Below are 12771 nucleotides of genomic sequence, written 5' to 3'. Positions count from 1 at the left end.
ACGCAGGCGGGTTCGTCCTGCTGGGCCGGCGGCCGGATCATATTGCGACCCATGATCCGGTCGTCGGCACTATTTCTTGCTAAGCTCCGCCGCTTTCGTTTCGGCGTGCTTTCATGTTAAGGCGCGGCCGACCTTTCGGCGAGAGCTTTCCCATGAACGACCTGACCCAAACCCCCGAAATGCTGATCGCCACGATGGGCGCGCGCGCGCGGCGCGCCGCCGCGGCGATCGCGCAGGCCAGTGACGTGCAGAAGGCCGATGCGCTGCGGCGTGCCGCGCAGGCGCTGCGGGATCAGGCGCCGGCGATTATCGCCGCCAATGCGCGCGACATGGCCAATGCCGTCGCGAACGGGCTGTCGGCCGCGCTACTCGATCGGCTGAAGCTGGACGCGGCGCGCGTCGCCGCCACCGCGGAGGGCGTGGAGCAGGTCGCGACGCTCGCCAATCCGCTGGGCAGCGTGATCGACACTGTGGTGCGCCCCAATGGGCTGGAACTCAGCCGGGTGCGCGTGCCTTTGGGGGTGATCGGCATCATCTATGAAAGCCGGCCCAATGTGACGGCGGACGCGGCGGCCTTGTGCCTGCGCGCGGGCAATGCGGTGATCCTGCGCGGCGGCAGCGAGGCGAAGGAGAGCAACCGGGCGATCCACGCCGCCATCGTCGAGGGGATCGTCGCTGCCGGCCTGCCGGCCGACGTGGTGCAACTGGTCCCCACCACCGATCGCGCCGCCGTGGGGGCGCTGCTGAAAGCCGCCGAATATGTCGACCTGATCGTACCGCGCGGCGGCAAGAGCCTGGTCGCGCGGGTGCAGGAAGAGGCGCGGGTGCCGGTGCTGGCCCACCTCGACGGCATCAACCATAGTTATGTCGATGGCGCGGCGGACCCCGCCATGGCGCAGGCTCTGGTCGTCAATGCCAAGATGCGGCGGACCGGCGTATGCGGCGCGACCGAAACGGTGCTGATCGACCGGGCCTATGGCGCGGCGGCGGCGGTGGTGACGGCTTTGCTGGACGCCGAATGCGAAGTGCGCGGGGACATGGACGTGCAGGCAATGGACGCGCGGGTTGTTGCGGCGAGCGATCAGGACTGGGATACCGAATATCTCGACGCGATCGTCTCGGTCCGGCTGGTCGATGGCGTGGACGATGCGATCGCCCATATCGCCGCCCATGCCAGCCATCATACCGATGCGATCATCACGGAGGATGGCGCGACGGCCGAGCGGTTCCTGAATGCCGTGGATAGCGCGATCGTGATGTGGAACGCATCGACCCAGTTTGCCGATGGCGGCGAATTTGGGCTGGGCGCGGAAATCGGTATTTCGACCGGTCGGCTCCATGCGCGCGGGCCGGTGGCACTGGAAGGGTTGACGACCTATAAGTGGATCGTGCGCGGGGCCGGGCAGGTGCGGCCTTAAGCCTCATCCGTTCGGGCTGAGCGAAGTCGAAGCCCTGGCCTGAGCGCAGCGAAGGCTTCGACTGCGCTCAGGCCGGTCCTTCGACTTCGCTCAGCCCGAACGGAAGGGGGTTTTATCTCTTCACTACTTCGTCGATCGCCTTGAGCTTCACCAGCATCGGGCCGACCCAGTCCAGCGGTAGCATCACCGGGCCATCGGAGGGGGCATTGTCGGGGTCTTCATGCGCTTCGGCGAAGATTGCGGCGACGCCGGCCGCAACCGCGCTGCGGGCCAGAAGGGGCGCAAATTCGCGCTGGCCGCCTGACGCTGTGCCCAGGCCGCCGGGCTGCTGCACCGAATGGGTGGCGTCGAAGATTACCGGATAGCCGGTTTGGGCCATGGTCGGCAGTGCGCGCATGTCGCTGACCAGCGTATTGTAGCCGAAGCTGGCACCGCGTTCGGTGAGTAGGATGCGCTCGTTGCCGGTCGATGCGACCTTCTGTGCCACGGCCGCCATGTCCCAGGGGGCGAGGAACTGGCCCTTTTTCACGTTGACGATCGCGCCGGTCCGCCCGGCGGCGAGCAGCAGGTCGGTCTGGCGGCAAAGGAAGGCGGGGATTTGCAGGATGTCGACCGCTTGCGCTGCGGCATCGACCTGACTTGCGTCATGAATGTCGGTCAGCACCGGGCAGCCGAGCGTCGCCTTCACCTCCGCCAGGATCGCCAGCCCCGCGTCGATGCCGACGCCGCGCTGGCCCGACACCGACGTCCGGTTCGCCTTGTCGAAGCTGCTCTTGAAGATGAAGGGCACGCCCGCCTTGCCCGCCGCCTTTGCCAGCGCGTCGGCCATGAACAGCGCATGGTCGCGGCTTTCGATCTGGCAGGGGCCGGATATCAGGACGAAGGGCAGGTCGTTGCCGAAGGTGACCGGGCCTGCGGTCACATGTTTCGGGGGCACGGGCTTGGGATCGGTCATGGCGGTCATTTGGGCGCTTTGGCGAAGCGGCGCAACAGTTGACCGCGCCACGGCCCCTTGCCCTGATGATAGTTCCAGCAGAACCAGCCGAAGGCGAGGCAGGCGAGCAGGGATGGCAGCGCCATGGGATCGCCATTGGATTTCATGTGGCGATAGAAGGTCATATCGGCCCGCCACCGGTCCCGCTCGCTGCCGCCGCCATTGATGCCGTACATATTGTCATGTTTTCGACAGCCGACATTGCGGTTGTATTTGCGGTGATCGATGAAATAGCAGTAGTCGCGTTCGGGCGTGCTCATGCGCGCGATTAGGGCGATGCTGTTGGAAAAGTTCAAGCGTAAAGTCTTCTACCTGGGCGGTTTCGATCCACGCGGCGTGCGTTTCTACCACCAGCTCTATCGCGAGCAGGCGGCGCGCCATGGCGCATTGACGGGGGAGGAACTGGCTGTGGGCGGTCGGCAGGCGGGGGCGGCCGGATCGATCGTGTCGGCGCATTGGACCGTGGATAACCCGGTCGCCGGGGTCGAAACCGACTATGAATATCTCCGCTGGGAAGATCTGATCGGCAAGGTGTGGATTCGCAATCCGCTGAGCCTCGCCCTGCGCGCGGCCCGCGCCTATGCCGGCCATGTGCGCCAGATGGATTTCCTGCGGATGCGCCGGCTACGCAAGGGGCCGGTCATCACCATCCTCTATCCGCCGATATTGGCGGTGCTGATCCCGCTGCTGCTGGCGCTGGTGCCTGCGTTGCTGCTGTCGCTGTTGCTGCCCTTCTGGGCGTCGGCGCTGATCGGCATCGCGCTCAGCGCCTTTCTGTCGGGGCGCATCCTGGCCAAGCTGGTCGTGCCCTGGCTGTTGCGCTTCATGACCTATCATGGCGCGCTGGCGGCGCAGGGGCCGGGCGATGCGCTGGACGATCGGATCGACCAGTTCGCCGTGCGGATCGCACAGGAACTGGACGGCGATTGGGACGAGGTGCAATTGGTCACCCATAGCGCCGGCACGATATTGGGGATGCGGTTGATCCGTCGCCTGATCGCGCTGCGCGGCGGCGCCCTGCCCGATCATTTCGTCATGCTGGGGCTGGGGCAGGTGGTGCCGGTCATCGGCCTGCGCCGCGACGCGACCTGGTATCATGACGATCTGCGCGCGCTGGCGGACAAGCGCTTCCGCTATGTCGACATCAGCTCCCCGCCCGATGGCGCGGCCTATTATAACGTCAATCCGTTCCGGCTGGTCGCCGATGCTCATGCGGCGAGGGTGGACATGCTATCGCCGCGCTTCCATCTCTTCTACGAGCCGGACAATTATCATGGCGGATGGTCGAACAAATATGAGGCGCATTTCGATTATCTGCGCGTCGGCGATCGCCTGTCGCCGCTCGACTTCATCAGCCTGACCGCCGGGCGCCGCACCGTGGACGACGCCGTCGCCGCTTTCAGGACGATCCCGTGACCGACCTTTTCACGCCCCCCTATCCGCAACCGCCCCGGACCAAGCGCGGCCTGATCAAGCGGTTCCTGCGCGGCTGGCACAGCTGGATCCATGTGCTGTTCAACAAAAGCTATACGATGAAGATGGGCGAGATCCGCCTGCCCGGCCGCACCATGTATATCGCCAATGAACTGAGCCTGGTGGACCAGATATTGCGCGGCGGCACCGCCTATCCCAAGCATAGCGAATTGGTGCGCAACCTCGATCCGCTGATCGGCAACAGCGTCTTTTCCGCCAATGGCGCGGATTGGGAAAGCCAGCGGGCGATGGTCAATCCCGCCTTCGCCCATACCGCGCTCACCAAGTCGATGCCGCTGATGGTCGCGGCGGCGGACGACCTGCTCGCCCGGCTCGACGCGGCGGATCGGGGCAGGCCGGTCGATATCGATCCGATGATGACCCATGTCGCGGCCGACATCATCTTCCGCACCCTGTTTTCGCAGGCGCTGGACGCCGAGCGTTCGAACATCATTCATACCGCGTTTGGCAAGTTCCAGCGGCTGGCACATAGCGCGTCGATGCTGCGGCTCTATGGCCTACCGGCCGGCTGGTTCGAGAAGCGGTCCAAAGGCCCGGCGCGGGCCATCCATGACGTGTTCCGGCCGATCGTGGAGGCGCGTTACGAAGGGTGGCACGCGCGGGGCGAAGCACCGCATCGGGATATCCTGCAATCGCTGATCGAGGTGAAGGATGCGCAGACCGGGGACAGCTTCACCTGCCAACAGGTGATGGAGCAGGTGTCGACGATCTTCCTGGCGGGGCATGAAACATCAGCCAGCACGATGACCTGGGCGCTCTATATGCTGGCCGAATGTGCGCATATTCAGGACCGGGTCCGAGCGGAGATTGCTGGCGTCGCAGGCGACGCGCCGCTGACCGCGGCGATGCTCAAGGACATGGGGCAGCTGCGCAATATCTTCAAGGAAACGCTGCGCCTCTATCCGCCGGTGTCGTTTCTGCCGCGCGAAGTCACCTGCCCCATGGACATGCGCGACAAGCATCTGGAGACGGGGTCGATGCTGGTGGTCGCGCCCTGGCTGACCCAGCGCAACAAGGATAATTGGGCCTGTCCGCACGCCTTCGACCCCGATCGGTTCGACGATCCGGCCAATGCGGAGATGGCGAAGCAGGCCTGGTTTCCGTTCGGCCGCGGCCCGCGCGTGTGCGTCGGTGCGGGCTTCGCCCAGCAGGAGGTGATGACGGTGATCGCCAGCGTCGTGCGCCGTTATCGGCTGACCGTGCCTGCCGGGTTCAAGCCCGAACCGATCAGCCGCCTGACGATCCGGCCGAGGACGGGGATGCCGCTGTTGTTCAGCTAAGCGCTACTTCTTCTTCCGGCGCGACATCGACCATGACGCGTAGGCTCTGGCCCGCGCCGCCGACGAATAGCCCGTCCATCGGCGCGACGTCGGCATAGTCGCGGCCCATGGCGACGAAGAGATGCCCGTCATGGGTGATGACGCCATTGGTGGGGTCGAAACCGATCCAGCCGCGCGTCGGGCCGCACCATAGCATGACCCAGGCGTGCATCGCGTCGGCACCGATCAGCCGGGGCCTGCCCGGCGGCGGCAGGGTGCGCAGATAGCCGCTGACATAGGCGGCGGGCAGGCCGGCTAGGCGCAGCGCGACGACCATGACATGGGCGAAATCCTGGCACACGCCATGGCGCGCGGCGAAGGCATCGGCGACCGGGGTGGAGGCGTCTGTCGCGCCGGGTTCATAGGCAAACTCGGCCTGGATGCGCCGGGTCAGGTCGAGCGCGGCGGCGACGATCGGCCGGTCCGGGGCGAGCATAGCGCCCACCCAGTCGCCGATTGGAGCCAGCAGCGGCGCGCGGGGCGAGGCGTAGAGATAATGGGCGGGGGCGGACGGCCCCATGTCGCGATCCAGCAGGGCGGCTTGTGCGACCGCGGCGATGGTGGGGTCGTCGGGCTGCGGGACGATTTGTGGACCATTATCGACCCCGGCGCGGAAGCGGGCTTCAATCGTCAGTTGGCGGATCGGGTTTTCGATCACCAGCCGGGCGACGTTGACCGGCCAGGCGCCGGGGCGCGATTCGATGGCGGAGGGCAAGGGATCGACCGTCAGCGCATAGTCGGACGTCCATTGGCCGGTCCAGGGCGCGGGGCGCAGCCGCAGGTTGAAGCGGGCGAGGCGCACGGGGCTGGCGTAGCGGACAATGGTCTGGTGGCGGACATGGTAGATCATGACAGCAGGTCCGGGGTCTGCGTCTTGCGCAGTTGCAGGAAGTAGCGCTGGCCGATCGCATCGGACAGGCGGAGCAGGCGGGTTTCGATATCGTAGATGTCGTCCATCGTCAGCATGTCGCCGGTCAGCGGGGCGAGCCGGGCAACCAGCGCATCGGCCAGACGGCGCGGTTCTTCGGGCATGCCGTCCGCGCGCAGCGTGGGCAGGGCGGCGACATGGTCCGCAAGGCGCGCTGCCTGATAGGCGATGGCGCGCGGATTATGCGGCTCCAGTGCGACGAGATCGCGCACCGGGGGCAGCGCCGGGCCGGTCAGGTAGCGGGTGCGATAGCTGATCTGGCTGTCTTGCAGGTCCAGCAGCACGGTCAGGTCGTCGGCCGACGCCTGGTCGTTGCCGAACGTCGTCAGCAGGCGGCAGCCGTTGATCGCCCGTTCCATCCGCCGGCCCATATCGTGAAAGCGCCAGCCTTCGGTGCGGCCCATATTTTCCGCGGCCAGGCCCGACAGCGCGGAAATCCGTTCGATCATGCGGGAAGAAGCGTCGAGCAGGGTTTCGGTGACCTGGCCATCGAAAGCGGGCAGGGGCAGGCGGACCAGCCGCCAGAAATCGCTGGCGAGCCGGTCGCGCAGCCCTTCGCCGATATTGGCGACCACGGCCATCAATGCGCGCACGCTGCCCGACCGGCGGGCGTCGCCAAGCGCCGTGGCGCAGAGCGGGCCGATCGCGCCATTGCGTCCGCTGATCGCGCCCCATAGCGCCAACTGATCGACCAGCCGCGCCATCGTGGGCGATGCGAGCGACGGACCCAGATCAGCCTCGATCGATCCGCCGACGATCGCACGGACCAAGCGCAGCGTCATTTCGGTCCGTTCGATATAGCGGCCGAGCCAGAAGAGATTGTCGGCCGCCTTGGCCGGCAGCATCCCGCCGATGCGGCGGATGGCGGGCGCGCCGACGCCCAGCAGGCTGTCGGGCGGCACCGGCTTGCTGTCGATTACGCACATGTCGGCGGACATGTCGCCCCGGCCCATCAGCGCGGCGCGAATGTCGCCATGCGCCGCGAGCCGGGCAAAGCCGCCGGGCATCACCCGCCACTGGCCGGTGGCGTCGCGCGCCACGAAGATGCGCAGGGTGAAGGGCAGGGGGGTCAATTGCCCGTCAATGATCGCGGGCGTGGTCGACAGTTTGACGACTTCCTGCCCGACATAGTCCATCGGCCGCCGGACCATTGCGTCGAGCAGGGTCGTGCGCTGCGTGCCGTCCAGCGCCGATCCGGGCGTGAAATGGGCGTCGGGCAGGCCCGCGACATCCTGATCGAAGGCGGAGCCGACGACCAGATTGTCGAGCCGTGCGCGCACATGGTCGCGCTCAGGGCCTTGGCCGCACCACCAGGTCGCGATATTGGGCAACAACAGTTCCGCGCCCAGCAGTTCGCGCGCCAGTTGCGGCAGGAAGGCGGCGAAGGCGCGCGATTCGATGACGCCCGCACCGGGCCAGTTGCTGACCATCAGCCCGCCGCGGGCGCAGGCATTATAGAGGTCGGGCACGCCGATATGCGAGCGGCCGTCGAAGGCGAGCGGGTCAAGGAAGCGGCTGTCCATCCAGCGCCATAGGCCATCGATGCGTTTCAGCCCTTGGATCGTGCGCACGAACAGCCGCCCGTCCGACACGATCAGGTCGTCGCCTTCCACCAGCAACAGGCCCAGATAACGGGCGAGATGCGCCTGTTCGGCATAGCTCTGGTTGAAGCGGCCGGGGGTCAGCAGGCCGATGCGCGGATCGGTGCGCTCGCAATCGGCGGCGAGGCCGCGGCGCAGTTCGTCGAAAAAGGGGGCGAGCCGCCGCGTGTTCATCGCGCCCAGCAGATCGCCGGTGGCGCGGGACAAAGCGAGGCGGTTTTCCAGCGCATAACCGACGCCGACGGGGGTCCGCACCCGATCAGCCAGCACACGCCATTCGCCGGTTGGACCGCGCCCGATATCGGCGGCGTAGAAATGGAGATGATGGCCGCGCGGCGGCGGCGTGCCGGTCATGACCCGCCAATAATGCGGGCTGCCGGTGACGATGCTGGCGGGCAGCTTGCCGTCGCGAACCAGCGACTGGGTGGAATAGATGTCGCCGATGACCCGTTCGAGCAGGTTGGCGCGCTGCACCAGCCCGCGTTCGATCTGCGCCCATTCGCCTGCATCGATCAGCAGCGGCACCGGGCCGAGCGGCCAGGAGCGTTCATGCTCGTCGCCGGTCAGGCGGAACGCCATGCCCAGATCGATCGCCTGCCGCGATACATGGTCGGCCAGCGTCGCGGGATCGCCCTGCGCCTGGGTCGACAGTCGCCCCAGCATGTCGCGCCAGCGCATCGCCATGGCGGGGGACGCGCCGGCGAACAGGTCGCCCGCGGGTGCAGTGGCGAGATAGGCGTCCGCCCAGGCTTCACCGCTTGCGCGCGGCGCAAGGGCGTCGGCAGCCATCACAGTCCGCTATGTTTGAAGCGCAGGTCGAGGGTCATGGGGAATTCGTTCGCTGGCTCGGCGGCGGGCATGTCGATCTGGCCGGGGGTATGGCCATAATCTTGGAAGCGCGCCTTGCGCCGGGCTTCGGCCTCATAGCCATTGACCGGCAGCGTGTCGTAATTGCGCCCGCCCGGATGCGCGACATGATAGACGCAGCCGCCCAGCGACCGGCCGCTCCAGCTGTCGAGCACATCGAAGGTCAATGGCGCGTTGGCGGGCAGATTGGGGTGGAGGCAATTGGCGGGCGTCCACGCCTTGTAGCGCACGCCACCCACGCCCTCGCCGGGCACGGACGTTGCCGTCATTGGCACCCGGCGGCCGTTGCAGGTTACGATATGCCGCCCGGCGACGAGGCCGGTGGCGCGGACCTGCAACCGTTCGGTCGATGAATCGACATAGCGCACTGTGCCGCCGATCGCGCCGGTTTCGCCCAGCACGTTCCAGGGTTCGAGCGCATGGGTGATTTCAAGGCCCACGCCGCCCGCATCGACCGCGCCATGGATCGGAAAGCGGAACTGGCGCTGCGCTTCGAACCAATTGGGGTCGAAATCATAGCCCGCGCCGCGCAGGTCCGACAGGACTTCCAGAAAATCGGCCCAGACGAAATGGGGCAGCATGAAGCGGTCGTGCAACGTCGTGCCCCAGCGAATGAGGCTACCCTGTTGCGGCTGACGCCAGAACCAGGCGGCGAGCGCGCGGATCAGCAATTGCTGGGCCAGGCTCATCCGCGCTTCGGGGGGCATTTCGAACCCGCGAAACTCCAGCAGGCCAAGACGACCGGTCGGGCCGTCTGGCGAGAACATCTTGTCGATGCAGATTTCGGTGCGGTGGGTGTTGCCGGTGACGTCGACCAGCAGGTTGCGGAACAGGCGATCGACGAGCCAGGGGGGCGGCGCTGCGCCCTCGCCCGCAAACGGGTTGGGCACCTGCGCCAGCGCGATCTCCAACTCGTACAGGCCGTCATGCCGCGCTTCGTCGATGCGCGGCGCCTGGCTCGTCGGGCCGATGCAGAGGCCCGAAAAGAGGTAGGAGAGCGCTGGATGCCGCTGCCAGTAGAGGACGAAGCTTTTCAGCAGGTCCGGGCGGCGGATAAAGGGCGAATCGGTCAGGGTCGCGCCGCCCAGCACGATATGGTTGCCGCCGCCGGTGCCGACCGATCGGCCGTCCACCATGAACTTGTCGGCGGTCAGATCACATTCGCGGGCCAGCGCATAGACGCGTTCGGTGATCGCCACCGTTTCGTCCCAGCTGGACGCGGGCTGGACGTTGACTTCGATCACGCCGGGATCGGGCGTGGCCTTCAATACGTCGATGCGCGGGTCTGGCGGGGGGGCATAGCCCTCGATCCGCACGGGGATGCGCAGCGCTTCGGCGGTCGCCTCCACCTCTGCGATCAATTCCAGATAATCTTCCAGTGCCTGCACCGGGGGCAGGAAGACCGAGAGGTAATGGCCGCGCGGCTCGACAGTAACGGCGGTGCGGACCGCGCCTTCGATGAAGACCTGCTCGACCCGGTCCTGCGCGGCGACGCCGCCGTCCGGGCCGGCGACGCGCTGGGCCTGCTGGGCGCGGACGTCCTCGACGCTGGCCTGTTGCGGCACCTGAGCGCGGAAATCGGGCAGGGGCTCGCGCGGCTCGCTGGTGTCGCGGGGGTGGATATAGGGATAGTCGGACGGCGGCACATAGGGTAGCGAGCCGAGCGGCAGGCGATAGCCCAGCGCCGAATCGCCCGGCACCGCGAACAGCTTGCCGCGGCGCAACTGCCAGATTTCGCTCTGCCAGCGCGGGGTCGCGACCTGGCTCTGCCAACGCTGCACCGGCAGGACATAGCCTACCGGCTGGTCGAGGCCGCGTTCGAACGTCTTGACCATCCGCGCGCGCGCTTCGGGATCGCTGATCTTGGGATCTTCGGGGCTGGCGTTGAGCGGCAGGTCCGCTTCCTTCACCGCCCACACCGCCGGATCTTCATAGACCGCATGGGTATAGTCTTCGGTGAAGCCCATGTTGGTCGCCATATGGGCAAGGAAGGCCTTTGCGTCCGCGGCCGTGACCTGCGCTGCCCCTTCGGGGGCGTTATCGGGCGCGATCAGGCTGTCGTCGCGCCAGATTGGCGTGCCGTCCTTGCGCCAATAGACCGCATAGGCCCAGCGCGGCAGGCTTTCGCCCGGATACCATTTGCCTTGACCATGGTGAAGCAGGCCGCCGGGGGCAAATTCTGCGCGCAGCTTGCGGATCAGCCGGTCGGCATAGGCGGCCTTGGTCGGGCCGACCGCGTCGCCATTCCATTCGCCTTCATCGCCGCCGTCTTCCACCACGAATGTCGGTTCGCCGCCGGTGGTCAGGCGCACGTCCTGGGCGATGAGGTCTGCGTCCACCTTTGCCCCCAGCGCCATCACCGCGTCCCAGCGGCTGTCGGTGAAAGGCTTGGTGATGCGCACCGCTTCGGCGATGCGACTGACGGTCATGGCAAATTCGAAATCGACTTCGGCGGGTTCGGCCATGCCGCTGATCGGTGCGGCGGACTTGTAGTGCGGCGTGGCGCAGAGCGGGATATGCCCTTCGCCCGCGAACATGCCGCTGGTGGCGTCGAGCGCGACCCAGCCCGCGCCGGGCACATAGGCCTCCGCCCAGGCGTGGAGATCGACCACGTCCTGGGTGACGCCCTTTGGCCCTTCGATCGGTTCGACATCGGCGACCAGCTGGATCGAATAGCCCGACACGAAGCGCGCGGCGAAGCCCAGCCGGCGCAGCAGTTGCACCAGCAGCCAGGCCGAATCCCGGCAGGAGCCGGTGCCGACGTCCAGCGTCTCTTCGGGCGTCTGCACGCCCGCCTCCATGCGGATGACATAGCCGACCTGTTGTTGCAGGCGGCGGTTCACCTCGACCAGGAAATCGACCGTGCGGCTTTGATAGCCATCATATTGGGCGACCATCGCCTCGAACCTTGGCCCCTGATCCTCGATATCGAAATAGGCGGCGAGGTCGGTCTTTAGCTGGTCGTCATAGGCGAAGGGGTAATTTTCCGCATAAGGCTCCACGAAGAAGTCGAACGGATTGATGATGTCGAGATCGGCAAGGAGATCGACCTGGATGCGGAAATGATCGACCGGGTCGGGGAACACCACGCGCGCCAGCCAATTGCCGTGCGGGTCCTGCTGCCAGTTCAGGAAATGGTTCGCCGGCTCGATCTTTAGCGCATAATTGGGCACCTTGGTCCGACTATGCGGCGCGGGGCGCAGGCGGATGACCTGCGGACCGAGCCGGATCGGGCGGTTGTAACGATAGGCGGTGAGGTGGTGGAGGGCGGCCTTGAGCATGGCCGGATCAAACGCCACCGCTTGTTGCAATGCAACAGCCAATATGTTGGGGAGTGAAGTTTCTGACCTGTTTCAGCCAGCTTTCCCGGCCTCTCGCCCTGATGGCGATGGCGCGGGATAGTGATGGTGCGGCCAAGAAGACTCGAACTTCCACGGGCTTTCGCCCACAACGACCTCAACGTTGCGCGTCTACCAATTCCGCCATGGCCGCACATCAACAGGGAAACCGGCGGGGCCGGTGCCTTGGTAGGAGGCGGCCCTTAGCAAAGGCTTTTACACCATGCAACAAGTGATCGGCATCCGCGTTATGATTGATCGGAGAAGGTGATGCTGTTGCCCTGCGAGGGGGCGGCCGCCGTGGGAGACACCACATGATGACGGCGCATTTCTGGATGGGTACTGGCGCGACCCTGGGCGTGGCGGCCATGATGGGGCTGGGCCTGGGCGGCTATGTCACCAGCCCGCAGGGTCCGGCGCGCAACGCCAGCGAATATGTGGAGACGGTGATCGCCGATCAGGCGGCGACCGATACGTCCCTTGCAATGCAGAAGGGGCCGGGGGCGATCCATTGCACCGGTTGCGGCCCTACACTGGCCGAGCGGCGCTGGCAGGCGGACATGGCGGGGGTGGACTTGGACGCCATGACCCACGGGAGTAGCGATCCGGTGATTCAGGATTATGAGGCGGAACAGCCGCCCGAAGACATCATGCCCGCCGCCGCGCCTGCGCCGGTCCGTATCGTGCCGCTGCATGCCACGCGATTCGTCGCCGACGACTCGCCGCCGCCCGTGATCTTGACGCGCACCGAGCCAGACGCAGTTCCGCCGCCGACGCTGGTGGCGACGACGGCAGACATGCAACCTTAAATC

General features: G+C 66.5%; 9 protein-coding genes and 1 tRNA gene. 4 read left to right on the top strand and 6 right to left on the bottom strand.

The window, feature by feature from the left end; translation table 11 throughout:
- The first annotated feature begins 152 nt into the window (after positions 1-152).
- A complete protein-coding gene (locus HHL08_RS13075; protein WP_169573596.1) occupies positions 153-1418 on the top strand; it encodes a glutamate-5-semialdehyde dehydrogenase in 1266 nt (421 codons plus the stop codon).
- A 112-nt stretch (positions 1419-1530) separates the two neighbouring features.
- Here HHL08_RS13075 and kdsA read toward each other — a convergent pair whose 3' ends face one another.
- Together kdsA and HHL08_RS13065 are read right to left on the bottom strand one after the other, a co-directional pair.
- Positions 1531-2382, bottom strand: a complete 852-nt coding sequence (gene kdsA, locus HHL08_RS13070) for a 3-deoxy-8-phosphooctulonate synthase (protein ID WP_408021777.1) — start codon at positions 2380-2382, stop codon at positions 1531-1533.
- Positions 2379-2672: a hypothetical protein gene (locus HHL08_RS13065; protein WP_169573595.1), complete on the bottom strand. Its 294-nt coding sequence runs from the start codon at positions 2670-2672 to the stop codon at positions 2379-2381. Before HHL08_RS13065 ends, kdsA begins: the two co-directional genes overlap by 4 nt.
- Before the next feature lie 22 nt (positions 2673-2694).
- Between HHL08_RS13065 and HHL08_RS13060 the strand changes: the two genes are divergently transcribed.
- Positions 2695-3828 carry a hypothetical protein gene (locus tag HHL08_RS13060; RefSeq protein ID WP_169573665.1) on the top strand — a complete coding sequence of 378 codons (1134 nt, stop codon included), beginning with the start codon at positions 2695-2697 and terminating at the stop codon, positions 3826-3828.
- On the top strand, positions 3825-5186 hold the full coding sequence (locus HHL08_RS13055) for a cytochrome P450 (protein ID WP_169573594.1): 1362 nt from the start codon (positions 3825-3827) through the stop codon (positions 5184-5186). Before HHL08_RS13060 ends, HHL08_RS13055 begins: the two co-directional genes overlap by 4 nt.
- Here HHL08_RS13055 and HHL08_RS13050 read toward each other — a convergent pair.
- From HHL08_RS13050 to HHL08_RS13035, 4 genes are all read right to left on the bottom strand, one after another.
- Complete coding sequence (locus HHL08_RS13050) at positions 5179-6075, bottom strand: transglutaminase family protein (RefSeq protein WP_169573593.1); 897 nt, start codon at positions 6073-6075, stop codon at positions 5179-5181. The genes HHL08_RS13055 and HHL08_RS13050 overlap by 8 nt on opposite strands.
- Complete coding sequence (locus HHL08_RS13045) at positions 6072-8543, bottom strand: circularly permuted type 2 ATP-grasp protein (protein ID WP_169573592.1); 2472 nt, start codon at positions 8541-8543, stop codon at positions 6072-6074. The genes HHL08_RS13050 and HHL08_RS13045 overlap by 4 nt, the downstream gene beginning before the upstream one ends.
- The gene (locus HHL08_RS13040) at positions 8543-11902 is read right to left on the bottom strand and encodes a transglutaminase family protein (protein WP_169573663.1); all 3360 of its coding nucleotides are present in this window, start codon (positions 11900-11902) and stop codon (positions 8543-8545) included. Before HHL08_RS13040 ends, HHL08_RS13045 begins: the two co-directional genes overlap by 1 nt.
- A 124-nt stretch (positions 11903-12026) precedes the next feature.
- A tRNA-Leu gene (locus HHL08_RS13035) sits at positions 12027-12113 on the bottom strand.
- 160 nt (positions 12114-12273) lie between these two features.
- On the opposite strand from HHL08_RS13035, the gene HHL08_RS13030 reads away from it, so the two are divergent.
- Positions 12274-12768 (top strand): hypothetical protein, encoded by a 495-nt coding sequence (locus tag HHL08_RS13030; protein ID WP_169573591.1) that lies wholly within the window; start codon positions 12274-12276, stop codon positions 12766-12768.
- Positions 12769-12771: the final 3 nt, after the last annotated feature.

This window comes from Sphingobium psychrophilum, from assembly GCF_012927105.1.
In the GTDB taxonomy this organism is placed as follows: Bacteria; Pseudomonadota; Alphaproteobacteria; order Sphingomonadales; family Sphingomonadaceae; genus Sphingobium; species Sphingobium psychrophilum.
Note: the sequence above shows the minus strand (reverse complement) of the source record. Positions and strands in the feature narration are given on the sequence as shown.

Coding starts and splice junctions, on each gene's coding strand:
- kdsA (WP_408021777.1), bottom strand. CDS start 2,382: ATGACCGCCATGACCGATCCCAAGCCCGTGCCCCCGAAACATGTGACC.
- HHL08_RS13065 (WP_169573595.1), bottom strand. CDS start 2,672: ATGAGCACGCCCGAACGCGACTACTGCTATTTCATCGATCACCGCAAA.
- HHL08_RS13040 (WP_169573663.1), bottom strand. CDS start 11,902: ATGCTCAAGGCCGCCCTCCACCACCTCACCGCCTATCGTTACAACCGC.
- HHL08_RS13030 (WP_169573591.1), top strand. CDS start 12,274: ATGATGACGGCGCATTTCTGGATGGGTACTGGCGCGACCCTGGGCGTG.
- HHL08_RS13075 (WP_169573596.1), top strand. CDS start 153: ATGAACGACCTGACCCAAACCCCCGAAATGCTGATCGCCACGATGGGC.
- HHL08_RS13045 (WP_169573592.1), bottom strand. CDS start 8,543: ATGGCTGCCGACGCCCTTGCGCCGCGCGCAAGCGGTGAAGCCTGGGCG.
- HHL08_RS13050 (WP_169573593.1), bottom strand. CDS start 6,075: ATGATCTACCATGTCCGCCACCAGACCATTGTCCGCTACGCCAGCCCC.